At 72.1% G+C, this 25156-nt stretch carries 23 protein-coding genes; 11 read left to right on the top strand and 12 right to left on the bottom strand.

The features are described from left to right. Window positions 1-28: 28 nt before the first annotated feature. Together ACH47X_RS15565 and msrB are read left to right on the top strand one after the other, a co-directional pair. Window positions 29-1558 carry a DEAD/DEAH box helicase gene (locus ACH47X_RS15565; RefSeq protein WP_397405500.1) on the top strand — a complete coding sequence of 510 codons (1530 nt, stop codon included), beginning with the start codon at window positions 29-31 and terminating at the stop codon, window positions 1556-1558. A 107-nt stretch (window positions 1559-1665) separates the two neighbouring features. Beyond that, window positions 1666-2064 (top strand): peptide-methionine (R)-S-oxide reductase MsrB, encoded by a 399-nt coding sequence (gene msrB / locus ACH47X_RS15570; RefSeq protein WP_397405501.1) that lies wholly within the window; start codon window positions 1666-1668, stop codon window positions 2062-2064. A 16-nt stretch (window positions 2065-2080) separates the two neighbouring features. On the opposite strand, the gene ACH47X_RS15575 is transcribed toward msrB, so the two are convergent. The 11 genes from ACH47X_RS15575 to acs all read right to left on the bottom strand — a co-directional run bounded on the left by ACH47X_RS15575 (window position 2081) and on the right by acs (window position 15969). After that, window positions 2081-2626: a MarR family winged helix-turn-helix transcriptional regulator gene (locus tag ACH47X_RS15575; protein ID WP_397405502.1), complete on the bottom strand. Its 546-nt coding sequence runs from the start codon at window positions 2624-2626 to the stop codon at window positions 2081-2083. A gap of 68 nt (window positions 2627-2694) precedes the next feature. After that, window positions 2695-4311 carry an MDR family MFS transporter gene (locus ACH47X_RS15580; RefSeq protein WP_051432846.1) on the bottom strand — a complete coding sequence of 539 codons (1617 nt, stop codon included), beginning with the start codon at window positions 4309-4311 and terminating at the stop codon, window positions 2695-2697. Continuing rightward, complete coding sequence (locus ACH47X_RS15585; RefSeq protein ID WP_397405503.1) at window positions 4308-4811, bottom strand: MarR family winged helix-turn-helix transcriptional regulator; 504 nt, start codon at window positions 4809-4811, stop codon at window positions 4308-4310. Before ACH47X_RS15585 ends, ACH47X_RS15580 begins: the two co-directional genes overlap by 4 nt. Window positions 4812-5022: 211 nt before the next feature. Continuing rightward, a complete protein-coding gene (locus tag ACH47X_RS15590) occupies window positions 5023-6465 on the bottom strand; it encodes a sugar porter family MFS transporter (protein ID WP_397405504.1) in 1443 nt (480 codons plus the stop codon). A gap of 108 nt (window positions 6466-6573) precedes the next feature. Next, window positions 6574-7578 carry an inorganic phosphate transporter gene (locus tag ACH47X_RS15595; RefSeq protein ID WP_142032309.1) on the bottom strand — a complete coding sequence of 335 codons (1005 nt, stop codon included), beginning with the start codon at window positions 7576-7578 and terminating at the stop codon, window positions 6574-6576. A 1-nt stretch (window position 7579) separates the two neighbouring features. Beyond that, on the bottom strand, window positions 7580-8197 hold the full coding sequence (locus ACH47X_RS15600; RefSeq protein WP_026365765.1) for a DUF47 domain-containing protein: 618 nt from the start codon (window positions 8195-8197) through the stop codon (window positions 7580-7582). A 338-nt stretch (window positions 8198-8535) separates the two neighbouring features. Then, on the bottom strand, window positions 8536-9135 hold the full coding sequence (locus ACH47X_RS15605; protein ID WP_397405505.1) for a hypothetical protein: 600 nt from the start codon (window positions 9133-9135) through the stop codon (window positions 8536-8538). Between the two features lie 94 nt (window positions 9136-9229). Beyond that, window positions 9230-10243 carry an NUDIX hydrolase gene (locus tag ACH47X_RS15610; protein ID WP_397405506.1) on the bottom strand — a complete coding sequence of 338 codons (1014 nt, stop codon included), beginning with the start codon at window positions 10241-10243 and terminating at the stop codon, window positions 9230-9232. Between the two features lie 17 nt (window positions 10244-10260). Further along, window positions 10261-12780: an RNA degradosome polyphosphate kinase gene (locus ACH47X_RS15615; protein WP_397405507.1), complete on the bottom strand. Its 2520-nt coding sequence runs from the start codon at window positions 12778-12780 to the stop codon at window positions 10261-10263. A 114-nt stretch (window positions 12781-12894) separates the two neighbouring features. Then, window positions 12895-13848 (bottom strand): mycothiol synthase, encoded by a 954-nt coding sequence (gene mshD / locus ACH47X_RS15620; protein WP_397405508.1) that lies wholly within the window; start codon window positions 13846-13848, stop codon window positions 12895-12897. 90 nt (window positions 13849-13938) lie between these two features. Continuing rightward, complete coding sequence (gene acs, locus ACH47X_RS15625; RefSeq protein ID WP_397405509.1) at window positions 13939-15969, bottom strand: acetate--CoA ligase; 2031 nt, start codon at window positions 15967-15969, stop codon at window positions 13939-13941. A 180-nt stretch (window positions 15970-16149) separates the two neighbouring features. On the opposite strand from acs, the gene ACH47X_RS15630 reads away from it, so the two are divergent. Continuing rightward, complete coding sequence (locus tag ACH47X_RS15630) at window positions 16150-17241, top strand: NADH:flavin oxidoreductase/NADH oxidase (protein ID WP_397405510.1); 1092 nt, start codon at window positions 16150-16152, stop codon at window positions 17239-17241. 652 nt (window positions 17242-17893) lie between these two features. Here the strand turns inward: ACH47X_RS15630 and ACH47X_RS15635 are convergent. After that, a complete protein-coding gene (locus ACH47X_RS15635) occupies window positions 17894-18718 on the bottom strand; it encodes an HAD family hydrolase (protein WP_397405511.1) in 825 nt (274 codons plus the stop codon). A 253-nt stretch (window positions 18719-18971) separates the two neighbouring features. On the opposite strand from ACH47X_RS15635, the gene ACH47X_RS15640 reads away from it, so the two are divergent. The 8 genes from ACH47X_RS15640 to ACH47X_RS15675 all read left to right on the top strand — a co-directional run bounded on the left by ACH47X_RS15640 (window position 18972) and on the right by ACH47X_RS15675 (window position 25152). Beyond that, on the top strand, window positions 18972-19766 hold the full coding sequence (locus tag ACH47X_RS15640; protein WP_397405512.1) for a pilus assembly protein FlpE: 795 nt from the start codon (window positions 18972-18974) through the stop codon (window positions 19764-19766). 26 nt (window positions 19767-19792) lie between these two features. Continuing rightward, a complete protein-coding gene (locus ACH47X_RS15645; protein WP_397405513.1) occupies window positions 19793-20923 on the top strand; it encodes a TadA family conjugal transfer-associated ATPase in 1131 nt (376 codons plus the stop codon). Continuing rightward, entirely contained in the window at window positions 20917-22074 is a 1158-nt protein-coding gene (locus tag ACH47X_RS15650; RefSeq protein WP_397405514.1) for a type II secretion system F family protein, read from the top strand. Before ACH47X_RS15645 ends, ACH47X_RS15650 begins: the two co-directional genes overlap by 7 nt. 144 nt (window positions 22075-22218) lie before the next feature. Further along, the gene (locus tag ACH47X_RS15655; RefSeq protein ID WP_397405515.1) at window positions 22219-22437 is read left to right on the top strand and encodes a DUF4244 domain-containing protein; all 219 of its coding nucleotides are present in this window, start codon (window positions 22219-22221) and stop codon (window positions 22435-22437) included. A gap of 2 nt (window positions 22438-22439) precedes the next feature. Next, window positions 22440-22784, top strand: a complete 345-nt coding sequence (locus ACH47X_RS15660; RefSeq protein WP_121384833.1) for a TadE family type IV pilus minor pilin — start codon at window positions 22440-22442, stop codon at window positions 22782-22784. Then, window positions 22781-23203, top strand: coding sequence for an Rv3654c family TadE-like protein (locus tag ACH47X_RS15665; RefSeq protein ID WP_397405516.1), 423 nt, complete (start codon window positions 22781-22783; stop codon window positions 23201-23203). Before ACH47X_RS15660 ends, ACH47X_RS15665 begins: the two co-directional genes overlap by 4 nt. A gap of 54 nt (window positions 23204-23257) precedes the next feature. Continuing rightward, the gene (locus ACH47X_RS15670; RefSeq protein WP_397405517.1) at window positions 23258-24271 is read left to right on the top strand and encodes an ABC transporter ATP-binding protein; all 1014 of its coding nucleotides are present in this window, start codon (window positions 23258-23260) and stop codon (window positions 24269-24271) included. Further along, the gene (locus ACH47X_RS15675) at window positions 24268-25152 is read left to right on the top strand and encodes an ABC transporter permease (protein WP_397405518.1); all 885 of its coding nucleotides are present in this window, start codon (window positions 24268-24270) and stop codon (window positions 25150-25152) included. The genes ACH47X_RS15670 and ACH47X_RS15675 overlap by 4 nt, the downstream gene beginning before the upstream one ends. The last annotated feature ends 4 nt before the right edge of the window (window positions 25153-25156 follow it).

The following is a 25156-nucleotide window of genomic DNA, read 5'->3' on the forward strand; positions in this document are numbered from 1 at the left end:
GCCGCCACCGAGCCCGAGAGGCCCATCCTTGACTACCTTTGCCGACCTCGGTCTGCCCGCGCCCGTCGTGCGCGTCCTGGCGGACCGCGGCATCACCTCGCCGTTCCCCATCCAGACGGCTTCCCTGCCGGACTCCCTCGCCGGGCGCGACGTGCTCGGTCGCGGCCGCACCGGCTCCGGCAAGACCCTCGCGTTCGCCCTGCCCGTCGTGACGCGCCTCGCGATGTCCGGCGCTCGTTCCGCCGCCTCGGGGCAGGCTCGCCGCGCCGCGGGCCGGCCCCGCGCCCTCGTGCTGGCCCCGACGCGTGAGCTGGCCAACCAGATCGACGAGTCGATCGCGCCGCTCGCGCAGGCCCTCGGCCTGAAGACCACCACGATCTTCGGCGGCGTGGCGCAGTCGCGCCAGGTCACCGCGCTGAACGCCGGCGTCGACATCGTCATTGCCTGCCCCGGCCGGCTCGAGGACCTGCTGGGCCAGCGGCACCTCACGCTCGACGACGTCGAGATCACCGTGCTCGACGAGGCCGACCACATGGCCGACCTCGGCTTCCTGCCCGGCGTGAAGCGCATCCTCGACAAGACGGGTGCGCGCACGCAGCGCCTGCTGTTCTCGGCCACGCTCGACAACGGCGTGGACGTGCTGGTCAAGCGCTACCTGCACCAGCCCGTCACCCACTCCGTGGACGACGCCGCCGCGCCGCCGCCGCAGATGACGCACCACATCCTCGCCGTGGCCGACAAGGACGCGAAGAAGAACGTGGTGCAGCAGCTCGCGCAGGGCACCGGCCGCCGCGTGCTGTTCACGCGCACCAAGCACCAGGCCAAGAAGCTTGCCAAGCAGCTCACCGCCGCGGGCGTGCCCGCCGTCGACCTGCACGGAAATCTCGGTCAGGGCGCGCGCGAGCGCAACCTCGCCGCGTTCTCCTCCGGTGAGGTGAAGGTGCTCGTGGCGACCGACATCGCGGCCCGTGGCATCCACGTCGACGACGTCGAGCTCGTGGTGCACGTGGACCCGCCCGCCGAGCACAAGGCGTACCTGCACCGCTCCGGGCGGACGGCGCGTGCGGGCTCCGGCGGTGACGTCGTGACCCTCATGCTCCCCGAGGAGCGCGGCGACGTGCGTGACCTGACCCGCAAGGCCAAGATCACCGCCCGTCCCCAGGACGTGGCCCCCGGCGACGCCACGGTGACCAGCCTGGTGGGCGAGGTCGCCCCCTACGTGGAGTACGTGCCGCCGGCCCCGCAGCAGCCGGCCCGCCAGGGTCAGCCCAAGCGCCAGGGTGGCCGCGGCCGGTCCGGCCAGGGCGCGCCCCAGGGCGGACGCCAGGGCTCCGGCCAGGGTGGCGCGCAGGGCGGCGGCCGGCAGGGCCAGTCGCGTGGCCAGAGCACCGGCGGTGCCGCTCAGGCGACCGGGCAGCGGGGCGGTGGGCGTCCGGCGTCGGGCGGCGGCCGTACCGCCGCCGACCACTTCCCCCGGCCGGACGGCGCACCGCGTCGTCGTCGGCGGGGCGGCCGCGGCCGCGGCGCGGGCAACCCGAACGCGTCCGCCGCGAACTGAGGCCCGTACGAGTCAGACCCACAGGTCACGCGAGTGACCTGTGGGTCTGACCCGTCTCGGGGAACACTCGCGAACGGCGCGAGGTTGACATGGCTGGAGGTGTCGAGATGACCTACAAGGTGTCCAAGTCCGACCAGGAGTGGCGCGAGCAGCTGTCGTCCCAGGAATACGCGGTGCTGCGCCAGGCGGGCACGGAGCGTGCGTGGACGGGCGAGCTGCTCGACGAGAAGCGCACCGGTGTCTACCGGTGTCGCGCGTGCGACGCCGAGCTGTTCCGGTCGGAGACCAAGTTCGACTCCCACTGCGGGTGGCCGTCGTTCTACAGCCCGCTCGCCGGCGACTCCGTCGAGCTGATCGAGGACCGTTCGCTGGGCATGGTGCGCACCGAGGTGCGCTGCGCGAACTGCGGCTCCCACCTGGGGCACGTGTTCAACGACGCGCCCCAGACCCCGACGGGCGACCGGTTCTGCATGAACTCGGTGAGCCTCACGTTCGAAGAGGCCTGACGGCAGACGAGCGGCGTCAGCGCACGCTCTGCTTCCACGCCACGATGTCCGCTGAGTAGCGGTTGAGCAGCCGGGCGAGCTGGGCGACGTCCTCCGTCTCCCAGGTCGCCAGGGCGCCCTCCAGCATGGCGACCCGGCTGGTGCGGGCCCGCTCGAAGCGGTCGACGCCGTCGGGCGTCAGGGTGATCCGCTGGCCCCGGCTGTCGTCGGGGTCGACGGTGCGTTCCACCAGGCCGAGCTCGACGAGGCGGCTGAGCTGCCGCGACACGGTGGCGCGCCCGACGCCGAAGAAGGTGGCGAGGTCGGAACCGCGGGCCCCGGGTCGTTCGGCGATGTGCGCCAGCAGGGGGTAGGCGCTCGCGTCGAGCTCGGGATGGACGCGCTGGGCGATCGACGCACCGTTGGACTGCGCGCGGCGGATCACCAGGCGCACCTCACGCTCCAGGCCCTCGAACGGTCCGGGAGTGGTCGCGCGCTCGTCGGCGGTGTCGCCGCCGGCACCCCTGCCGGCGGCGACACCCTGCGCCGCGTCCTTGCTGGACCTGCCTGTACTCGAGAGCATGCGCCCATGATGACGCGTCAAGCGCCTGGATCACAGCCCGCGGGCACGAAATCCCCCGCTTGCCAGCTTTAGACCTCGGCGGCTTCGAGGTCCTGGAGCTGGTCGATGCCCGACCGGTGACCCAGCGGCACCTCCTTGATGAGGGAGACGCAGACCAGGGCGACCAGCGCGAGCGGTACGGCGGCGAGGAAGATGTCCGCGATGCCGTTCGCGTAGGCCTTCTCGACGACCTCGACCAGCAGGGCCGGGAGGGTCGAGAGATCGGGCAGCGTGCCGCCGCCGGAGGACAGCGCCGACGGGTCGATCCCCTGCTTGGCGAGCTCAGGGGCGATCGCGGTGACGCCGTCCTTGAGGTTCTCCTTGACGCTGTGCCCAAGGATCGCGCCGAGCGCGGAGACGCCGATGGCGCCGCCGAGCGAGCGGAAGAACGTCACGGTGGACGTACCCGAGCCCGAGTCCTTGATGTGCAGGGTGTTCTGCGTGGCCAGCACCATGTTCTGCATGAGCATGCCGACGCCCGCGCCGAGCACGAACAGGTAGATCGACACCAGCACGAAGGACGTGTGGTAGTCCAGGGTCGACAGGAGCAGCAGGCCGCCCGTCAGCAGCACGCCGCCGGTGACCATGTACGGCTTGTACCGGCCGGTCCTCGAGATGAGCTGGCCGCTGATCGTGGACGACAGGAACAGGCCGACGACCATCGGGATGGTGTAGAGACCGGATTCCGTCGGCGTCTTGCCGCGGGAGAGCTGCATGTACTGGCTGAGGAACACCGAGGAGCCGAACATCGCGACGCCGACGGCGACCGAGCCGATGACGGCGAGCACCAGCGTGCGGTTCTTGAACAGGTACATGGGGATGAGCGGGTTCTTCACCCGCAGCTCGACGAGCACCGCGATCGCCAGGATCGCCAGGGAGCCGCCGACCATCGCGAACGTCTGCCACGAGATCCAGTCGAACTCGCTGCCCGCGAAGGTGATCCACAGCAGCAGGGTGGCGATGCCGACGGAGATCAGTGTGGCGCCGATCACGTCGATGCGGGCGGAGCCCTTCGGCCGCTTGGGCAGCTTCAGGGTCATCTGCAGGACGATGATCGACGCGATCGCGAACGGCAGACCCACGAAGAAGTTCCAGCGCCAGCTGATGGCGTCGGTGAGGAATCCGCCGAGGATCGGGCCGCCGACCATGCCGATACCCATGATCGAGCCCATGAGCCCCATGTACCGGCCGCGCTGGCGCGGGCTGATGATGTCGGCGATGAGCACGGCGGCCAGGGACTGCAGGCCGCCCGCGCCGATGCCCTGGAAGGCGCGGAACGTGATGAGCTGGCCGACGTCCTGCGAGAAGCCGGCGGCCGCGGCCGACAGCACCGAGATGACCAGCGCGATCTGGATCAGGGTCTTGCGGTTGGTGAGGTCGGCGAGCTTGCCCCAGATGGGTGTCGAGATCGTCGAGGTCAGCAGGGTCGCCGTGACGACCCAGGTGAAGGCCGACTGGCCGCCCTCCAGGTCGGTGATGATCTTCGGCAGGGACGACGAGACCACGGACATCGCCAGGACCGAGACGAACATGCCGAGGAGGATCCCGGACAGTGCCCGGAGAACCTCCGTGTGCGTCATGGCGGGTGGTTCGCCCTGCAGGTGGTCGGGCTCGACCACCGTGGACGTGGTGTTGGGGCTGGTCATGCACACTCCTGCTGGTTCTGGGGGGTTCTGCGGTGCGTGGTGTTCGCACTGATGGTGTCGACGAGGCGGTCCAGCGTGCGGGTCGCCTCGGCGAGGTCTTCGGGCGACCAGGCAGCGAATGCCTGGTCGATGAGGATCGAGTACTGCTCGGTGGCCTCGGCCGCGAGGGCGCGGCCCGAGTCCGTCAGCTCGACGGTGCGCACCCGGCGGTCCTCGTCGTCGACGGTGCGCACGACGTACCCGGCGTCGGCCAGCGTGCTCACCTGGCGGCTCGCCACGGAGAGGTCGACGCGCTGGCGCGCCGCGATGTCGGAGAGGGAGGCCGGGCCGCACCTGTCGAGCAGGTGCAGCACGGCGACGCCGGCCCTGGGCCAGTCGAGCTCGTGGGCGATACGGGCCGCCGCCTCCCGCTGGGCGCGGGAAAGACTCTGGAGCGCGGTGATCAGGGCGACGGCCGGAGCTTCGGTGCCGGGTGCCGTCCGGCTGCTGTGAGAAGTCATGGTGCCTCGCGTTTGATTGCTTAGAGCAACTATATCTCGATGGTTGCCGAATGCAAGGGTCTTGGCGGCGTCCGTCCGGGTGACCGGGTGTGACCTGCGCTACACGTCATTCGGCCGCGCTGCCTGGCAGCCCGGTCGGGCCGCGCAAGAGCGGACGGCGCCGCTCCCCGGTGGGGGAGCGGCGCCGTCCGGTCAGGGTTCGGCGACGGCGTCAGGCGCCGGCGCGGGACTCGTCGCCCATGTCCTCGAGCTCGACGCCCCTGGTCTCGGGCACCTTGGTGAACACGAAGAAGAAGCTCAGCGCCGCGAAGGCCGCGTACATCAGGTACGGCACGCTGGCGCCGAAGGCGGACAGCAGCGGCGGGAACGTCAGGGTGATCGCGAAGTTGGCGATCCACTGCATGGCCGCTGCGACGCCGAGGGCTGCCGCGCGGATGCGGTTGGGGAACATCTCGCCCAGCAGCACCCACACGAGCGGGCCCCACGAGGCGCCGAAGAAGACGACGAACGCGTTGGCGCAGATCAGGGCGATGACGCCCCAGGGGCCGCTGAGCGAGATGTTCTCACCCGTGCCGGTGGCCTGCGTGAACGCGAGGGCCATGAGGCCCAGGGACACCGCCATGCCGGCCGAGCCGATCAGCAGCAGCGGACGGCGGCCCACCTTGTCGATCAGCGCGATGGCGATGAACGTGACCGCGACGTTGGTGACCGAGGTGATGGTGGAGACCAGGAACGCCTGGCTCTCGTCGAACCCGACGGCCTGCCACAGCGTGCTCGAGTAGTAGAAGATCACGTTGATGCCGACGAACTGCTGGAACACCGACAGCAGGATGCCGACCCAGACGATCGGCTTGAGGCCCAGCGCGCTGCCGCGCAGCGAGCCCTCGGAGGCGTTGGCCTCGTCGATCACGATGCTGCGGTGGATCTGGGCGAGGCGGTCGTCGACGTCCTCGTCCGGGCCGAGCACGCTGGCCAGGACGGCGCGGGCCTCGGCGTCGCGCCCCTTGGCGGCGAGGTAGCGGGGCGACTCGGGGATGCGCAGGGCCAGGATGCCGTAGACCGCGGCGGGGACGACGGCCACGAGGAACATCCAGCGCCAGGCCTCCCAGCCGAACCAGAGGACGTTGGCGGCGCCGCCGGCCGACTCGGCGAGGATCTGGTCGGAGAGCAGGGCCGCGAAGATACCGACGGTGATCGCGAGCTGCTGCAGCGAGCCCAGACGGCCGCGCATCGCGGCGGGCGCGATCTCCGCGATGTACGCGGGCGCGATCACGGACGCGATGCCGATGCCGACACCGGCCATGAACCGCCAGACGGCGAGGTCCCACGCCGAGAACGCGATGGCCGACAGGATCGAGGACACGAAGAACAGCACGGCGCCGAGCACCATGACGTTGGTGCGACCCCAGCGGTCGGCCAGGCGCCCGCCGGCCCAGGCGCCCAGCGCGCAGCCGAGCAGCGCCACGGCGACCACGAGCCCGGTGATCGTCGGGTTGAGCGAGAACTGACCCTGGATGGCGTCGACGGCGCCGTTGATCACCGAGCTGTCGAAGCCGAACAGGAAGCCGCCCACCGCCGCGGCGAACGCCAGGGCTGTCGCCTTCCGGTGGGCCGATTGCGCGGTGGCGTTCGGGGCCGTGTGACCAGTGCTCATGCTGCGATGCTAAGTCGCTCCCCGGGGCAGTCGCGCGGCGAGCGGTCCGCCGGGTGCCCCGGGCGCCGTCCGCGGACCGCCCCGGAGGGCGCGGGCCTCAGGTGGGCCTCAGGTGAGGAACGGCCAGAGCGCCCAGGTCGCCAGGGCGGCCACGAGGGCCGCTGCGGGGATGGTCAGGACCCACGCGACCGCGATGTTCTTGGCCACGCCCCAGCGAACGGCGGAGAGCCGGCGGGTGGCGCCCACGCCCATGATCGCCGAGGTGATGGTGTGCGTCGTGGAGACCGGAGCGTGCAGCACGAACGCGTTGACGTACAGCACGAGGGCCGAGACCGACTCGGCCACGAAGCCGCGGGCCGGGTCCAGCTCGATGATCTTGCGACCCAGCGTGCGCATGATGCGCCAGCCGCCCGAGTAGGTGCCCGCCGAGATGGCGGCCGCCGCGGAGAGCTTGACCCAGAGCGGGATGCCTGTGTCGGGGTTGGCCCAGCCGACGGTCAGCAGCGCCAGGTAGATGACGCCCATGGTCTTCTGCGCGTCCTGCAGGCCGTGGCCCAGCGCCATCGCGGCCGCCGAGGCGGTCTGCGCGATCCGGAAGCGCCGGTGCGTCTTGGCCGGCGCCGCGCTCTTGAAGATCCACAGCACCGCGATCATCCCCGCGAACGCGAGGCCGAAGCCCACCAGCGGCGAGATGACCATGGGGAGTACGACCTTGTCCACGATCGCGGACCAGTAGACCGCCATGCCGCCCGCCAGCCCGGCCCCGACGAGCCCGCCGATGAGGGCGTGCGTGGACGAGGACGGCAGCCCGAACCACCAGGTGATCAGGTTCCACGTGATGGCGCCGAGCAGGGCGCACAGCACCACAGCGAGCTCGGCATGGGTGCTGGCGCCCGTCAGGTCCACGATCGAGGTCGCGATGGTCTCCGCGACCTCGGTGCCCAGCAGGGCGCCCGCGAAGTTCATGGTCGCCGCCATGAGGAGGGCGACGCGGGGCGTCAGCGCCCGGGTCGACACCGACGTCGCGATCGCGTTGGCGGCGTCGTGGAAGCCGTTCGTGTAGTCGAAGCTCAGGGCGAGCGCCACCACGAGGACGACGAGGGCGACCTCCAACTCAGGACTCCTTGAGGGCGATGGTCTCGACCATGTTCGCCACCTTCTCGAAGCTGTCCGCGGCGTTCTCGAGGACCTCCACGATCTCCTTCAGCTTCATGAGCTGGACCGGGTCGCCGGCGAGGTCGTCGAAGAGCTGGGCGATGAGCTTGCGGTGCAGCTTGTCCGCCTGGTTCTCCAGGCGGTTCACCTCGACCCAGTAGTCGGCGAGCTTGTCCATCGAGCGCAGCCGGGGCATGGCCTCGGCCGTCAGCTCCGCGCACCGCTGCAGCACCTGGACCTGGTCCGAGACGCGGTCCGGCAGGCCCTCGACCTTGTACAGGACGATCAGGTCGGCGGCCTCGTCCATCTCGTCCATGCAGTCGTCCAGCGCCGAGGCCAGGCTCGAGATGTCCTCGCGGTCGAACGGCGTCACGAAGGTCTGGTTGAGGCGCCGCATGATCGAGTGCGTGGCGTCGTCGGCGAGGTGCTCGACGTCGTGCATCTCCTCGGCCAGCTTCTCGCGGCCGGCCTTGTCGGCCCCGAGCAGCTCCGCCAACAGGGACGAACCCCTCACGAGATGCTGGGCCAGGGCGGCGAGAAGGTCGAAGTACGTGGTGTCGCGCGGAGTAAGGCGCACGAGGGCTCCCGTTCTGAGGGCTCTGGAACAGAGATCAGCGTAGGGCTGTTGCCGACTATCGCCAATTTGCAAGGTCCTGCTTTGGCAACTCGTGACACACGGCACAGGCCTGGGAGCACCGCGATCGGTGCGGCCTCAAGGGCCGACAGGAGGGGAAGTAGAGCGACGCCGAACCGGGAGCGCCTCTCGGCGCGGGGCCGCTCGTAGCGGCTTGAGGTGGAGCCCGGGGCTACCGCAGCCCGGCGTCGCGTGAACCATACTAGTCGCGCGTGCGGATCTGCCAAGGGGGTCGGACGTCACAGGGCACGCCCGCGCGGAGGGCTTGACAGCGCGCGGGCCTACTCGAGGGACCCGGTGCGCCACAGGTCAGCGGCGCGTTCCAGCTCCTCCGCGGTGCGCAGCAGGGAGCTCGCGCCCCGGGTCATACGGGTCGCGCCGGTGGGGTCGGCGACCTCCCGGGAGTCGGCGTCGAAGGCCGCCCCGGTCGACAGGATCCGGCAGAAGGCGCCGGCCCGTTCGAGCGCGACGGCGAGGTCCCCGGTGAACACGCCGGAGAGCACGGCGTCGGCCAGTACCTGCAGGTCACCGGGTTCCGGCGGGCTCGGCACGCCCGCGACGGCCTCCTGGACGGGGGCGGCTTCCACACCGAGTCGATACCTGAGCATGACGGTGGGCATGTCCCGGCGCACCCACTCGCGCAGCACGTAGAGGCGCCACAGGGCGCCGGGCAGGGAGACCGCGGCGGCGTCGGCCCACAGGCCCGCGACGGTGTCGAGGCCCTCGTTCTCGACGAGGTGGATGAGTCGCTCGACCACCTTCGGGTCCTCGGTGGTGCGGGCGCGGTCCACGAGGGCCCGGGCGGTCGCGTGCGCGATCTCGTCACGCAGGGCAGGGTCCACCTCGCCGGGAAGCGCGTCGGCGTCCCGGGGATCCAGCATGGCCGGCCGTCTCGGCGGTCGTTGGTCGCTGCTCATGGTGACCGATAGTGCGCCGAAATGGAACGTGTGTCCACCACGATGGTGGCCGAGCGGGTCACCAGACCTGGGGACTTATCTTCTCGGTGGCCACGACGCGCGGTCCCGCAGGCGTCTCGGCGATGTGCGCCACGAGAGCCTCACCCGGTTCGAGGAACGGGTCCGCCGTGGGCAGGCCGGCCGCCACCGAGCCCGTCGCGTGCTGGGCCAGCACGTCCAGCACCGTGGGCAGCACGGGGCGGTGGGTGCAGATCACGGACGACTCCGTGGTCTCCTCGAGCAGCTCGCCGACGGTCGCGGCCACGCGCGAGGGCGAGCGCTCGTGCTGCGCCTCGGTGAGGTACTCGCTGTAGCTCGGCCGCACGCCGGACGCGCGCACGTACGGGTCGATCGTGGTGGCGCAGCGCTCCCACCGGGAGCTGATCACGTGCTCGACGCCGTACGCGGCGAGCACCGGTACGAGCGCGGCGGCCTGTCCGTGCCCGAACGGCGTGAGCGGCCGGTCGCGCTCGCCGCCGTGCCAGGACGTGCGGGACACCGCGCGCCCGTGTCGCGCGATCACCAGCGCGCGGGTGTCCAGGACGCCCTCGGCGTCGGCGGCCAGCAGGGCGTCCAGCGGCCTGCGGTCCGAGTGCCGTGTGAGCCGGGCGGCGGCGTCGTCGGCGTCCAGCCATTCCGCGGTGTCGACCTCGTCGCGGTCCACCGGGGCCACTGGCGCGCGCGCCGCGAGCCCGGCGGTGTCCCGGCCCCGGCGCGCCCGGCGCGACGCCCAGTAGTGCACGCGCTTCACGCGGCCCTCGGGCGTGAGGTACTGCAGGCCGGGCAGGGGGCGGCCGAGCACGATCTGCCGGCCCGTCTCCTCACCGACCTCGCGGATCGCGGCGTTCTGGAACGTCTCGCCGTTCTCCAGCTTGCCCTTGGGCCATGACCAGTCGTCGTACCGGGGTCGGTGCACCAGCTGCACCTGCACCTTGCCGGCCCGACGGCGCCAGACGATCCCGCCGGCGGTCATCACGACAGGGGCGTGCGTCCCCGCCGGGGGCGAGGTCGCCGTCGTCGGCTCGGTGCCCACCACCGACCTCCGCCCCGTCACCGGACAGGCTCGAGCCGACGCCGCTGCCGCTGGATCAGGACCGCCTGCAGGTCGCGGAGGCCGTTGCCCTCCGAACCCGAGGAAGGACGTTCCCAGGTGCCGTCCGGCAGCAGGTGCCAGGACGCCGTCGTGTCCGCCATCGACTCGTCCAGCAGCCCCAGGAGCTCGCCGACGTGGGTCGGGTCGGAGATCCGGATGAGCGTCTCGACGCGACGGTCGAGGTTGCGGTGCATGAGGTCGGCCGACCCGATGAACACCTCAGGGCCCGTCTCGGGCCCCTCGGCGATCGCGGGGCCCACCGAGTTGGCGAACGCGAAGATGCGCGAGTGCTCCAGGAACCGGCCCAGGATGGACCGCACCCGGATGTTCTCGCTCAGGCCCGGCACACCCACCCGGACGGCGCAGATGCCGCGCACCACGAGGTCGATCTTCACACCGGCCTGGGAGGCGCGGTACAGGGCGTCGATCACCGTCTCGTCGACCACCGAGTTGATCTTCATCTTGACCCACGCCTCGTGGCCCGCGCGGGCGGCGGCCGCCTCCCGCTCGATGCGCTCGACCAGCCCCGACCGCACGGCGCGCGGCGCCACGAGCAGGCGGTGGAACGTCGACTTCGGCGCGTACCCGGAGAGCTGGTTGAACAGGCGGGTCAGGTCCTGGCCGACGTCGGGGTCGCAGGTCAGCAGGCCGTGGTCCGTGTACAGGCGCGCAGTCTTGGGGTGGTAGTTGCCCGTGCCGACGTGGCAGTAGCGCAGCAGTGAGCCGTCGGGTTCCTGGCGCACCACGAGCGACAGCTTGCAGTGCGTCTTGAGGCCCACGATCCCGTACACGACGTGCACGCCCGCCTCCTCGAGCTTGCGCGCCCAGGAGATGTTGGCCTCCTCGTCGAACCGTGCCTTGATCTCGACCAGGGCGAGGACCTGCTTGCCGGCCTCGGCGGCGTCGATCAACGCGTCCACGATGGGCGAGTCGCCGGAGGTCCGGTACAGCGTCTGCTTGATCGCGAGCACGTTCGGATCGGCCGCGGCCTGCTCCAGGAACGTCTGCACGCTCGTGGAGAAGCTGTCGTACGGGTGATGCAGCAGGATGTCCCGGCGGCGGATCGCGGCGAACACGTCCGTCGGCTTGGAGCTTTCCACCTCCGCGAGGTGCCGGTGCGTCGACGGCACGAACGGCGGGTAGTGCAGCGAGGTCAGGTCGAGGTCCGCGATGAGGTTGAGCCCCGTGAGGTCCAGCAGCGCGGGCAGCTCGTAGACCTCCTCCTCCTTCACGCCCAGCTCGCGCACGATCAGGTCCCGGATGCGCGGGCTGATGTCCTTCTGGATCTCCAGCCGCACCGGCGGGCCGAAGCGGCGGCGCAGCAGCTCCTTCTCCATCGCCTGCAGCAGGTTCTCGGCGTCGTCCTCCTCGACGTCCACGTCCTCGTTGCGGGTCACACGGAACGTGTGGCTGTCCCGCACCTCCATCCCGGGGAACAGGTAGTCGAGGTGCTGGGCGATGACCTCCTCCAGCGGCACGAACGAGAGCGGGCCGCGCTGCGGGTCGGCCTTCTTCGTGCCCGGGCGGCGGGGCTTGCCCGACGCGTCGACCGCGATGAAGCGCGGCAGCAGCGGCGGCACCTTGACGCGCGCGAAGTGCTCCTTGCCCGTGGCCGGGTTCGCCACGACGACGGCGAGGTTGAGCGAGAGGCCCGAGATGTAGGGGAACGGGTGCGCCGGGTCCACCGCCAGCGGGGTGAGCACCGGGAAGATCTGCTTGCGGAAGAACTTGTGCAGCCGCTCCTGCTCCTTGGTGTCCAGCTCCTCCCAGTGCACCAGCGTGATGCCCTCGGCGGCCAGTGCCGGCTGCACCTCGTCCTCGAACACGCGCGCGTGCCGGGTCATCAGGGTGTGCGCGCCCTCGGAGATCGCCGACAACGCCTGGCGCGGGCTGAGACCCGAGGCGCTGGTGACCGCGATGCCCGTCGCGATGCGGCGCTGCAGGCCGGCCACCCGCACCATGAAGAACTCGTCCAGGTTGGACGCGAAGATCGCGAGGAAACGCACGCGCTCCAGCAGCGGGATGCGCGGGTCCTCGGCGAGCTCCAGCACCCGCTGGTTGAACGCGAGCCAGCTCAGCTCCCGGTCGGCGAACCGGTCCACCGGCAGCGGCTCGCCCAGCAGCGGGTCCAGCACGCTGGTGCCGCCCGGGCTCTCGGCGATGTGCTCCGCGATGTGCGCGGCCAGGCTCGGGTCCAGGGAGTGCGGCGCCAGGATGTCCTCCGCCCGGGAATCGCCCGCCGGGGCTGCCGGCTTCGGCAGGGCCTGCCGGGGCGCGGACGACTTCGACTGCGACTGCGCAGGCTTGGGCTGCGCGGCCTTGGCAAGGGCGTCCTTGGCCGGTGCGTCCTTGGCCGGGGCGGTCTTCACAGACCCGGCGGTGGGGACGCCGTCGGTCGGCGCGTCCGCCTGCTCGGGGCCGTCGCCGGCCGAGCCGTTCGTGGACTCGGGGCTCGCCGGACGGGGGGTCTGCTTCATGAATCGCCCATTCTTGTCCCGGGTCCTGGTGGAGGCGTTCCCAGCGCTGTCCTTCATGTGGTTCATGGTGTCACCGTTCGGTACACAGTGGGTGACGCTTCCGGAGAGCGTCCGTCACGGGCGGGCATACTGCACGTGTACAGCTGCCCGCGTGAAGCCCGCCCGCTCGTACGTCGCCAGCGCGGGCGTGTTGTCGCCTTCCACGTAGAGCACGGCGCGCGTGGCACCGGTCCGCGCGAGATGGTCCAGCCCGACCTCCGTCAGCAGGCGGCCGAACCCCTCGCCCTGGTGGTCCGGGTCGACACCCAGCGCGTAGATCTCGCCGTCGCGGGCGTCGTCCGGCTGGCCCGGCTCCGTCTTGGTCCACTGGAACGCGACCGGCTCGGCCCCTGCGCCCTGCGGCGCGTCGGGGACCAGGAGGAAGAATCCCTCCGGGTCGAACCACGGCTCGCCCTGGCGGGCGCGCAGGTCGTCGAGCGACATGCGGCCCTGCTCCGGGTGTGTGGCGAAGGCGCGCGCGTTGACCCGGAGCCAGGCGTCGTCGTCGGCCCCGGGGCGGAAGGTGCGCACGTGGTAGCCGGAGGGTGGCTCGGGCGTCCCGTCCACCGCCGGGAGCGGGCGGGCCAGGAAGAGCAGCTCGCGCACGGGCCGCAGCCCCGAGGCAGCCGCGAAACCGCGGGCCGACTCCAGGTCGCCGTGCGCCCAGACCCGGAGCTGCTTGCCCTGCTGGCCCGGTTCCCCGGACCGGGACGGGAGCGTGGCGTCGCGCTCCGCGGTGCGCAGCAGCACCCGGCCGCGTCCGTTCCGGCGGTGGTCGGGGTGCACCACCAGCTCGGCGCTCGCGGTCTCGCCGGAACGGTCGATCTGCACGTAGCCGACGGTGCTGCCCGCCGTGTCGTGCGCGACGACGTGGGTGATCCACTCCGCGTCGGTGCCGAGGTTGAGCAGGGGCTGCTCGGACAGCGGCGCGACGCCGTCGTGCGCCTCCGCGGCCTGGGCCAGGTCCCGGACGGCCTGCTGGGCGTCGGCGTCGAGCGGGCCGATCTCGATGGGGGCGGCGATTCGCATGCGTTCATCTTCTCCCGTCGGTCGAGCTTGTCGAGACCGGGGTCCCGACAAGCTCGACCGGCGGCCGGGCAGGATGCCCTAGCGAGTCGGTCAGTCCTCCGAGGAGGCCGACGGCGCCGCCAGGCCCGCCGTGATCAGGTCCATCACGGAGGAGTCGGCCAGCGTGGTCGCGTCGCCGACGGCGCGGTCCTCGGCGACGTCGCGCAGCAGGCGGCGCATGATCTTGCCGGACCGGGTCTTGGGCAGCTCCGGCACCACGAGGATCTTCTTCGGCTTGGCGATCGGGCCGATCTCCTTGCCGACGTGGTCGCGGAGCTCCTTCTGCACCTCGGCGGCGCCCTCCGGTGTGGAGGCCCGGCCGGCGTGGCTGCCGCGCAGGATCACGAACGCGACGACGGCCTGGCCGGTGGTGTCGTCCGCGGCGCCGACGACGGCGGCCTCCGCCACGATCTCGTGCGACACGAGCGCCGACTCGATCTCCGTCGTGGAGAGCCGGTGGCCGGACACGTTCATCACGTCGTCCACGCGGCCGAGCAGCCAGATGTCGCCGTCCTCGTCCTTCTTGGCGCCGTCACCGGCGAAGTAGAGGCCGTCGAACCGCGACCAGTACGTCTCCTTGTAGCGCTCCAGGTCGCCCCAGATGCCGCGGAGCATGGACGGCCACGGCTCGGAGAGCACGAGATAGCCGCCGCCGCCGTCGGGGACGGGCTGGGCCTCGTCGTCGACCACGGTCGCGGCGATGCCGGGCAGGGCCACCTGCGCCGAGCCGGGCTTGGTCGCCGTGACGCCCGGGAGAGGGCTGATCATGATGGCGCCGGTCTCGGTCTGCCACCACGTGTCGACGATCGGGGCCTTGTCGCCGCCGATGACGCGGCGGTACCACATCCACGCCTCGGGGTTGATGGGCTCGCCCACCGAGCCGAGGACCCGCAGGGAGGACAGGTCGAACCCACCGGGGATGTCGTCGCCCCACTTCATGCAGGTGCGGATCGCGGTCGGCGCCGTGTACAGGATCGATACCTTGTACTTCTCGATGAGCTCCCACCAGCGGCCACGGTGCGGGGTGTCCGGCGTGCCCTCGTACAGCACCTGCGTGGCGCCGTTCACGAGCGGCCCGTAGACCACGTAGGAGTGGCCGGTGACCCAGCCGACGTCGGCGGTGCACCAGTAGACGTCGGTCTCCGGCTTGAGGTCGAACACGTTCTTGTGGGTGTACGCCGCCTGCGTCAGGTACCCGCCGGTCGTGTGCAGGATGCCCTTCGGCTTCCCGGTGGTGCCGCTGGTGTACAGGATGAACAGCGGGTGCTCCGCCTCGACGGCGACCGGCTCGTGCTGGTCGGAGGCAGCGGCGAGGGCCTCGTGCCACCAGACGTCCCGGCCCTCGACCCAGTCGACGTCCTGCTCGGTGCGCCGGACGACGAGCACGTTGCGGACGGTGGTCGGGTCGGCGCCCTCCTTGGGGGCGAGCGCCTCGTCGACGGCCGGCTTGAGGGCCGACGGCGCACCGCGGCGGTAGCCGCCGTCGGCCGTGATGACCAGGGTGGCCTCGGCGTCGGCGATCCGGCTGCGCAGCGCGTCGGCGGAGAAGCCGCCGAAGACGACGGAGTGCGCGGCACCGATGCGGGCGCAGGCCAGCATCGCGACGACCGACTCGACGAGCATCGGCAGGTAGATGACCACGCGGTCGCCGGTCTGTACGCCCAGCGCCGTCAGCGCGTTGGCCGCGCGGGAGACCTCCCGCTGCAGGTCGGCGTACGTGACGGTACGGGTGTCACCCGGCTCGCCCTCGAAGTGGATGGCGACCCGGTCGCCGTTGCCGGCCTCGACGTGCCGGTCCACCGCGTTGTACGCGGCGTTGAGCGTGCCGTCGGCGAACCAGCGCGCGACGGGGGCACCGCTCCAGTCCAGGGTCTCGGTGAACGGGGTCTTCCAGGTCACGAGCTCCCGGGCCTGGGCGGCCCAGAACTCCAGGCGGTCGGCCGACGCCTTCTCGTACAGGTCGGCCTGCGCGTTCGCCTGAGCCGCGAACTCCTCGCTGGGCGGGAAGCTCCGGGTCTCGTGCAGAAGGTTCTCGAGGCTGGGGCTGGCTGCCGAGCCCGTCGTCGGGTTGGTGTCTGTCACGGTGACCTCCGGTGCGCGTCTTCGCGTTCGTTCGGGCAGATACTTGGGGCTGCCTTGACGTTCTCTCTGGTCGGTGAGTGTAGTCCCGGACGGTGACACCCCTCACAAATGGGTGTCACTTCCTGAGACGTCGGGCCGCGGCCCCGGAATGGGGCGGCTGGCGGCCACGTTGGGGCTGGCGTGAGCCTCCTCTTCGAACCCGTCGCGCTCCGCGGCCTCTCCCTGCCCAACCGCGCCTGGCTGGCGCCGATGTGCGAGTACTCCGCGGACGACGGCCTGCCGAACGACTGGCACCTGGTGCATCTCGGCGCGCGTGCCGTCGGCGGGTTCGGCTTGGTGCTGACCGAGGCGACCGCCGTCGTGCCCGAGGGGCGCATCTCACCGCAGGACACGGGCATCTGGAACGACGAGCAGACGGCCGCCTGGAAGCGGATCGTCGACTTCGTGCACGAGCGCGGCGCGCGCATCGGCATCCAGCTCGCCCACGCGGGACGCAAGGCCTCGGCCTTCCGCCCGTGGTCGCCCGAGCAGGGTTCCGTGCCCGTGGCCGACGGCGGCTGGCCGACCGTCGCACCGTCCGCGGTGCCCTACCCGGGCTTCGCGACGCCGTCGGAGATGACCGCCGCGCAGGTGGCGGACGTGCCCGAGCAGTTCGCGGCGGCCGCGCGCCGCGCGCGCGAGGCCGGGTTCGACACGGTCGAGGTGCACGCGGCCCACGGCTACCTGCTGCACCAGTTCCTGTCGCCGGTCGCCAACTCGCGGGCCGACGAGTACGGCGGGTCAGCTGAGGCGCGCTCGCGGCTCGTCGAGGAGACCGTCGGTGCCGTGCGCGAGGCCTGGCCGGAGGACCTGCCCGTGCTGGTCCGGCTCTCCGCGACCGACTGGTTGGACGAGGGCCTCGGGGTCGACGACGTCGCCGCCGTCGCCGAGCGGCTCGGTCCGCTCGGGGCCGACCTGATCGACGTGTCGACCGGTGGCGTGGCGCCCGCGTCGATCGCCGTCGGACCGGGATACCAGGTGCCGTACGCGCGCCGGGTGCGCGAGGTGTCCGGGCTGCCGGTGAGCGCGGTGGGGCTCATCAGCGACGCCGTCCAGGCCGAGCAGATCCTCGTGGAGGGCTCGGCGGACGCCGTCATGATCGGCCGGGAGGCCCTGCGCGACCCGCACTGGCCGTTGCGCGCGGCACACACGCTGCGCGAGGAGATCGGTACGGTTCCCGTGGACGCCGGCGTGGGGGTGCAGCCGCAGTACTCGCGGGCGCGGTGGCGGTGATGCCGAGTTTTGCGTTGATTTTGCGGTGCCGGATTTATGGGCCGTGGGTGCGGTGAGTTCGGCTCTGCGATGAGCGGGAATCACGGCTGCCGACGTTTCGACGCCCGGAGAATGCCGGGTGTGGTGATTCTTTTCCGGCCGGCGTGCATTCCGCGAAACGATTCGCCGTGCGGCCGGGCTCCTCGCATTTTCCGTTCGCGATCCGGAAGTGCGAGGGCCCGGCCACTGCGGTGGCGAGATCTCGGCCTACGAGCACGGAATCCGGGAGCATCCTCAAGCCGGGTTCCGCTCTCACCAGCTGGACGGGGTTGACCGTGCACGTCGCTCGCTGTCGATCGGACTGACGTCTTCTCGACCCGGAGCACGGTCCCTGCCGCCCTGAAAACTTGCTGTGAACACAATCACACTGCCTACTCGTCACAAAAGCAACCTGAGCGCGCCGATCTTCACAATTGCCAATTCCTGTCATGCGCGCAATTCCTGGGGAAAATCTTCGGCCTTACCGTTCCTTGACCTGATGTGGTGTTCGGCAGGTGGCGCGGGCCTGTTCGGCAGTTGGCCTGTCGGTTCGGCAGTTGGCATCGAGATCGGCTCAGGCCTGAGCCGATCTCGATGCCAACTGCCGAACGCTGTGAGTAGCTGGCGACCGGAGTCAGGCCGAGCGGCGGCGGACCGCCCGCCAGATCAGCCACACGGTGACGCCCAGCGCGACGGTGCCCACGACCGCGAGGACCGGGAGCGGCTCGATGCGAGGGCGTAGCGCGATCGGGCGGGTGAACGCGAGCACGCCCCAGCCGGACTGCGCGGCCCGGCGCTTCAGGACCCGGTCCGGGTTGACCACGAAGGCATGGCCGACCGCGGCCAGCATCGGGGCGTCCGTGATGGAGTCCGAGTAGGCGAAGCTCTGCGTCAGGTCGTAGCCCTCGCTCACGGCGAGCCGCCGGACGCCCACCGCCTTGTTGTCGCCGTAGTTGTAGAAGTCGATCTCGCCGGTGAAGCGACCGTCCTCGACCGTCATCTGCGTGGACAGCACGTGGTCCGCGCCGAGCACGGCCGCGATGGGCTCCACCAGCACCGCGGCGGACGCCGAGACCACCACCACGTCGCGACCGGCCGCATGGTGCTCGGCGATGAGCTCCACGGCCTCCGCGTAGACGTAGGGGTCGATGAGCTCGTGCACGGTCTGCGTGACGATCTGCCGGACCTTCTCCACGTCCCAGCCGGTCACGAGCGACGACAGGTGCGCGCGCATCCGCTCGGTCTGGTCCGCGTCCGCATTGCCGATCATGAAGACGAAGTGGGCGTAGGCGCTGCGCAGCACGTCGGCGTGCGAGAGCAGCCCGCCCGCCAGGAACGGCCTCGAGAACGCTGCCGACGAGCTCGTGGCGATGATCGTCTTGTCGAGGTCGAAGAACGCGGCGGTACGCGGAGCGTGCGACAGCGTTCGAGAAGCGGTCTGGGGCACCTGCTCGGTCACGCGACGAGCCTAGCGGGGGTGGTCCGCCGGAGCCGCCTCCTGATGGCGTGTTCTCCCAACCGGATGGAACTCGTCCGGCCGGATGGCAGACCCTCCGCACGGCGGAACGGGCTGACGAGCCCGACCACAGGCACCACTTTTCGCCGTTCGTGCACAGCCGCCTCGAAGTGGCCGGCGAGGCACGGGTCCGACCGGCCAACCTGATGACGGAACCCGGGTGAGCGCCCGGGCCTGGGTCGGCGGAGGAGACGCGATGGTCAGCACGGTGGGTGGCGTCCGGCCGGAACCGGGTCGAGTGATCGGTGTCGTCGGGGCCCGCGGAGGCGCGGGCGCGTCCGTGGTCGCCGCCTGTGTGGCGCACGGCCTGCGACGCGGCGGGGAGCGGGCCACGCTGGTGGACCTCGACGCGCACGGCGCGGGGACGGACCTGCTGCTCGGGTGCGACGGTGTCCGAGGCGCGCGCTGGCCGGACCTTGTCGAGGCGCGCGGCGAGGTCGACGGGGTCGGGGTGGTCGCGGCACTGCCCCGCTGGGGTGCGGTGCCCGTCCTGAGCGGGACGGCGTCCGGCACGCCGCCCGACGACGACGTCGTGCTGGGCGTCTGCCGGGGGCTGGTGCGGGCAGGTGAGACGCTGGTGCTCGACCTGCCGCGGCCCGGGGCCTGGGGTACCGCGACCCGGCGGGACGGCGCGTCCGTGCCGGACGGCGGACCCGATCCCGGTGACGGCCTGGCGGTGCGCGCCCTGCTCGCGGCGTGCGAGACGGCGCTGCTCGTCGTGCCGCTCACCCTGCCCGCGACCGTCGGGGCGCAGCGGGCCCGGGACGCGCTGCGCGAAGCGGGTGTGACCGACCTGCGGGTGGTCGCGCGCGGCCCCGCGCCCGGGGCGGTCCACCAGGACGACGTCGGCGCCGCGCTCGGCCTGCCGCTCGCCGGGGCGGTGGGCCGTGACGCCGGGTTGACTCGCGCGATCGACCGCGGCGAGGGACCCGTGGTGTCGGGCCGGACGCTGCTCGGTCGCTTCGCGCACGACCTGGCGGCCGCCCTGTGAGCGGCGGCGTTGCAGAGGTGTCCCTGTTGGACGACGTCCGTGCCCGGCTGGCGACCGGTCGCACCGGCGCGGGGGCTGCGGTGCGCGACGCGGTCCGGGACTCCGGGCGGGTGCTCGGGTCCGACGCGCTGCGCGATCTGGAGCGGTCCGCGCGGGCCGAGCTCACCGGCGCAGGCCCGCTCCAAGCGCTGCTGGACGCAGCCGACGTGACCGACGTGCTCGTCAACGGCCCGCGCGACGTGTGGGTCGAGCGGGGCGCCGGACTGGAGCGTGTCCCGGTCGACCTGGGCTCGGCCGCTGATGTGCGGGCGCTCGCCGTCCGCCTGGCCGCGCTGGGTGGGCAGCGCCTCGACGACGCCTGTCCCACCGTGGACGCGCGGCTGCCCGACGGCACCCGGCTGCACGCCGTGCTCGAACCCCTCGCCGAGTCCGGCGCGCTGATCTCGCTCCGCGTGCTGCGCACCCGCGCGTTCACGGTCGACGAGCTCGTGGCCGGCCGCGCCCTGCCACGGCAGTGGGCAGGGCTCCTGCGGGCGCTCGTGCTGCGGCGGGCGAACGTGCTGATCAGCGGCGGAACGGGCAGCGGCAAGACGACGCTGCTCGCCGCCCTGCTCTCTCTGGTGCCCGACGGCGAACGGGTGGTGACCGTCGAGGAGGCGCGAGAACTGCGCCCCGCGCACCCGCACGTGGTGCACCTGGCCGCCCGGCGCGCCAACGTCGAGGGGGCGGGTGCGGTCGACCTTGCCGACCTGGTCCGGAACGCCCTGCGCATGCGGCCCGATCGGATCGTGCTCGGCGAGTGCCGCGGCGCCGAGGTCCGCGAGGTCCTGATGGCGATGAACACCGGGCACGACGGCGGCTTCGCGACCCTGCACGCCAACGCCGTGGCCGTGGTGCCCGCGCGGCTGGAGGCGCTCGCGGGCCTGGCCGGGATGACCCGTGAGGCGGTCGCCGCGCAGGCCGCGGGTGCCCTGGACGTGGTGCTGCACCTCAGGCGCAGGCAGGGAACCCGGTACCTGGCGGAGGTCGGGCTGGTAGGGCGCGGCCCGGGAGGGGAGCTGGAGGTGCGCCCTGCCGCGCGGTGGGACGGCGGCGAGTGCTGCTCCACCGACCCGGCCGCGTGGAGCGAGCTGGTGGGGAGGTACGGGCCGTGGTGAGAGTCGTGGAGTCGTTCGGCGTGGGGCTGCTCGTCGCGGTCGGCCTCTGGCTGGTGCTGGCGCGTGGCGGCCGGCGGGTGGTCGAGGTGTTGGGTCGCCCAGGTCCCCACGCTCGTGCTGCCGGCCTGGTCCCTGGCACCGGCCCGGCCGGCGTCGCGACCCACGCACCTGGGGCCGATCCAGGGGTGGGTACCCGGCCGAGCCGCGGAGAGGCGGCCGGGCGGCCGGCGGGCGGGGACGTCCGGGTGGTCGTGCTGCAGGTCGTCGCGCTGCTCAAGGCGGGATCACCGCCCGGTGCGGCCTGGTCGCGGGCCGCCGGTGTGAGCGCGGACCTCGCGGGCGTGCCCGACGCCGACGCGCTCGGCCGGGTGCTCGGGCCCCGGCACGCGGAGGCGGTGATCGCGGCCACCCGGCTCGCGCTCGACGTCGGCGCCCCGCTCGGCCGGGTTCTCGAGCAGATCGCCGCGACCCTCGTCGCGGAGGCCGAGGCGCGGGCCGAACGGGACACGGCGCTCGCCGGGCCGCGCACGACGGGCCGGCTGCTCATGTGGTTGCCGGTCGCCGGCGGATTCCTGGGGTGGGTTCTCGGGGCCGACCCGGTCGGCACGGCGACGGACGCAGGCATCGGCACGGTCGCGGTCGGCACGGGCCTGGTGCTGCTGGTGGTCGGACGCCTCTGGTCGGACCGGCTGGTGGCAGCAGCCCGGGGCGCCGAGCGGTCCGGCGTCGACGTCCAGGTGGTGCTGGAGCTCGTGGCGGCAGCCCTGCGGTGCGGAGCGGGCGTGCCACGCGCGCTCCAGGCGGTCGGGGCCGCCGTTCGCGGTGCGGACGGCCCGGTGCTCGACCGGGCGGCCCATGCGCTCGTGCTCGGCTCCGCCTGGGAGCGGGCCTGGGCTCAGGCGCCGGTCGCACTGGATCCGATGGTCCGGGCGCTGCGCGGTGCCTGGATGGATGGCGCGGCCCCGGGCGAGGCACTGCGTGCTGCCGGGGCGGAGGTTCGGCACGAGCGGAGTGCGGCCACCCGCACGGCGGCCGCGCGGCTCGGGGTGCGGCTCGTGCTGCCCCTCGGTGTCTGCTATCTGCCCGCCTTCGTGCTGGTGGGTCTGGTCCCGGTGCTGCTGGCGCTGGGCATCGACCTGCTCAGGGGGTGAGTGGGCCGGGAACGAGAGCTTCGGTGCGCGCGAGCGTGCCGTCGCCGTCCGCCGCGCGGTGGACGGGGCCCGCAGCCGCGGGCCGTACAGGGTGCCTGCGTCTGAGCCGAGAGGCCGGACGGGGGCTGAGCAGGAGGGGAAGACATGACGATCACGACAGCGGTGGCCTGTCCCGAGCCGGAGGACCGGTCGCGGACGGAGGCCGGTGAACACGAGTCGGAGAGCGGGCTTGCCACGGCCGAGTACGCGATCGCGACGCTCGCCGCGGCAGCGTTCGCGGGCGTGCTGATGGCAGTTCTCAAGGGCGGTGACGTGAAGGGGATGCTCACGTCGCTCATCCAGTCGGCACTGACGACCGGCTGACCATGACGGAGCGTGAGCCGGAACGTGGCACCGTCACAGCCGAGCTGGCCATCGGTCTGCCGGTCGTCGTCCTCGTGCTCGTCGCCGTGCTCACCCTCGCGGCCGCGTCCACGGCGCAGATGCGCGCCATGGACGCGGCCCGTGCGGGGGCACGGGCGGTGGCGATCGGTGAGCAGGAGTCCGCGGTGGCGGCGACCGTCGCCCGGGTGGGCGGGTCCGAGGCGCGGATGTCGCTCGCTCGCGAGGGCGAGTGGGTGCGGGTGACCGTCACACGGCCGGTCTCGGGCGGTTGGGTGACCGGGCCGTTGCGGGCCACGGGGACGGCGGCGGCATGGGTCGAGCCGTGAGGAAGCAGGGAGCTGACTCCGAGGGCGGCGCCGGCACCGTCCTGGTGCTGGGGATCGTCGCCGCGGTCCTGCTGCTCGCGGTCGGGATCGCGGCGCTCGGGGCGGCCCAGAACGCCCGCGGTGCCGCGCAGGCGGCGGCCGACCTCGGGGCGCTCGCCGGCGCGACCGCGCTGCGGGACGGGTTCGACCCCTGCGGTACGGCGGTCGCCGCCGTGGCGCGCAACGGTGCAGAGCTCGCGTCGTGCGAGGTGCGCAGCGATGGCGTCGTGCGGGTCGTCGCGAAACGGGTAGCGATCGGCCCGGCGGGGGTGCTCGGGAGCGCGCGTGCCACCGCGCGGGCTGGTCCGCGGGAGTCCGGACCGCAGAGCTCAGGCCCGGAGGGAGCCGCGTCTGAGGACAGCGCCCGCAAAATGGGATGACGTGGTCCAGATACAAAATGTAGTATCACTGCTATGAATGGTATGGAGAGTGTGATGGGCGAAAGGGACGGACCTCGGCCGTCGAGCGACGTGGCGCTCGACGTTCGCGACCTGCGGATGAGATACGGCACGAAGGACGTGCTCAAGGGCGTGTCCTTCGCGGCGCGGCGCGGCGAGGTAGTCGCGCTGCTCGGCCCCAACGGCGCCGGCAAGACCACCACGATCGAGATCCTCGAGGGGTTCCGTATGCGGTCGGCCGGCGAGGTCCTGGTGCTCGGGCAGGACCCGGCGCACGGGGACGAGGCCTGGCGCGCGCGGTTGGGCGTCGTGCTCCAGTCGTGGCGCGACCACAGCCGATGGCGGGTCCGGGAACTGCTCGGGTATCTCGCCCGGTTCTACGTCCCGTACTCGACACCCGAGGTGTCGCGGCCCTGGGACGTGGAAGAGCTGATCAGGGTGGTCGGCCTCGCGGAACAGGCCAACGCCAAGGTCCAGACACTGTCGGGAGGGCAGCGGCGCCGGCTGGATGTGGCGATCGGCATCGTCGGGCGTCCGGAGCTGGTGTTCCTCGACGAGCCGACGGCGGGCTTCGATCCGCACGCGCGTCGTGAGTTCCACGACCTCGTGCACCGTCTGGCCGACTTCGAGAACACGACAGTCCTGCTCACCACGCACGACCTCGACGAGGCCGAGAAGCTCGCGGACCGGATCCTCGTGCTCGACGGGGGCACCGTCGTCGCCAACGGGTCGGCGGAACAGCTGGCGCGCGAGCTGACCACGCAGGCTGAGGTGCGCTGGACCTCGGGCGGGCAACGGAACATCCACGCCGTGGCCGAGGGTGACCCCACCGGGCTCGTCCGCCGGCTGCTGGCCGGCGATCCCGACGTCACCGACCTCGAGGTCAAGCGAGCCAGCCTCGAGGACACCTACATGGCGCTCGTCCACCGCGCCGAGGCCTACCGCCCGGAGTCGGACGGCGCGGAGCCGGGTCCCGCCGAGCAGGACCAGGACCAGCAGGACCAGGCCGACCCGAACCGCGCCGAGCAGAGCGAAGGAGTGCAGTCATGAGCGCGACCGCGACCACGTCCAGGAGCACGCGGAACGACGCCCGCAGGGCCGCCGTCCGCGCCGGGCTGACCCGGGGCTGGCTCGAGACCAAGCACTCGATCACGAGCGCGAGCGATCTCGTCTGGATCCTGGCGTTCCCCGTCATCTACGCCGTGGTCCTGCTCTTCATGCGGGGCAGCACCGTCCCCGGTACCGACTTCGCGCTCGGCGCCATGGTGCTGCCGAGCCTCGTCGGCATGAGCATCGCGTTCGGAGGGCTCACCGGGCCCGCCAGCACGATCGCCGTCGACCGGGAGGACGGGACGCTGCTCCGGGCCAAGGCGACGCCCGACGGCATGGTCGGTTACCTGGTCGGCAAGATCCTCATGTTCGCGCTGACCACCCTCGTGGGCCTGCTCGTCCTGGTCATCCCCGCCGTCACGGTCGCGAGCGAGCTGCGGCTGGACGGCCGCACGGTCCTGCTGCTGGCGCTGGTGTTCCTGGTCGGGATGATCGCCACCGTGCCGATCAGCGTCGCGCTCGGCTCGCTGCTCAGGAGCGCGTCGCAGACCGGGCTGCTGTTCCTCGGCTCGATGCTCCTCATCGTCCCGTCCGGGATCTTCTACCCGATCACCGCTCTGCCCGAGTGGCTGCAGTGGGTGGGCCAGGCATTCCCTTACTACTGGCTGGGGCTCGGCGCCCGGTCCGCGATGCTCCCGGAGAGCATGGTCACTGCCGAGATCGGCGAGTCGTGGCGCACGTTCGAGATGTTCGCGGTGCTCGGTCTCTGGGCTGTTGTGGGTATGGTGCTCGCGCCGATCGTCCTTCGCAGGATGGCCCGCCGGGAGTCGGGTTCCACAGTGGCGGCAGCGCGAGAGCGCGTCATGGCCAAGGGGTACTGAGCAG

Source organism: Promicromonospora kroppenstedtii (genome assembly GCF_044389675.1).
Taxonomy (GTDB): domain Bacteria; phylum Actinomycetota; class Actinomycetes; order Actinomycetales; family Cellulomonadaceae; genus Promicromonospora; species Promicromonospora kroppenstedtii.

Bases quoted from the DNA above. Each gene is read 5' to 3' on its own strand.
- ACH47X_RS15660 (WP_121384833.1), top strand. From the start codon at position 22,440: ATGACGGAGCGTGAGCCGGAACGTGGCACCGTCACAGCCGAGCTGGCC.
- mshD (WP_397405508.1), bottom strand. From the start codon at position 13,848: ATGCGAATCGCCGCCCCCATCGAGATCGGCCCGCTCGACGCCGACGCC.
- ACH47X_RS15585 (WP_397405503.1), bottom strand. From the start codon at position 4,811: ATGACTTCTCACAGCAGCCGGACGGCACCCGGCACCGAAGCTCCGGCC.
- ACH47X_RS15590 (WP_397405504.1), bottom strand. From the start codon at position 6,465: ATGAGCACTGGTCACACGGCCCCGAACGCCACCGCGCAATCGGCCCAC.
- ACH47X_RS15640 (WP_397405512.1), top strand. From the start codon at position 18,972: ATGGTCAGCACGGTGGGTGGCGTCCGGCCGGAACCGGGTCGAGTGATC.
- ACH47X_RS15615 (WP_397405507.1), bottom strand. From the start codon at position 12,780: ATGAAGCAGACCCCCCGTCCGGCGAGCCCCGAGTCCACGAACGGCTCG.
- msrB (WP_397405501.1), top strand. From the start codon at position 1,666: ATGACCTACAAGGTGTCCAAGTCCGACCAGGAGTGGCGCGAGCAGCTG.
- ACH47X_RS15605 (WP_397405505.1), bottom strand. From the start codon at position 9,135: ATGCTGGATCCCCGGGACGCCGACGCGCTTCCCGGCGAGGTGGACCCT.
- ACH47X_RS15655 (WP_397405515.1), top strand. From the start codon at position 22,219: ATGACGATCACGACAGCGGTGGCCTGTCCCGAGCCGGAGGACCGGTCG.
- ACH47X_RS15670 (WP_397405517.1), top strand. From the start codon at position 23,258: ATGGGCGAAAGGGACGGACCTCGGCCGTCGAGCGACGTGGCGCTCGAC.
- ACH47X_RS15580 (WP_051432846.1), bottom strand. From the start codon at position 4,311: ATGACCAGCCCCAACACCACGTCCACGGTGGTCGAGCCCGACCACCTG.
- ACH47X_RS15575 (WP_397405502.1), bottom strand. From the start codon at position 2,626: ATGCTCTCGAGTACAGGCAGGTCCAGCAAGGACGCGGCGCAGGGTGTC.
- ACH47X_RS15675 (WP_397405518.1), top strand. From the start codon at position 24,268: ATGAGCGCGACCGCGACCACGTCCAGGAGCACGCGGAACGACGCCCGC.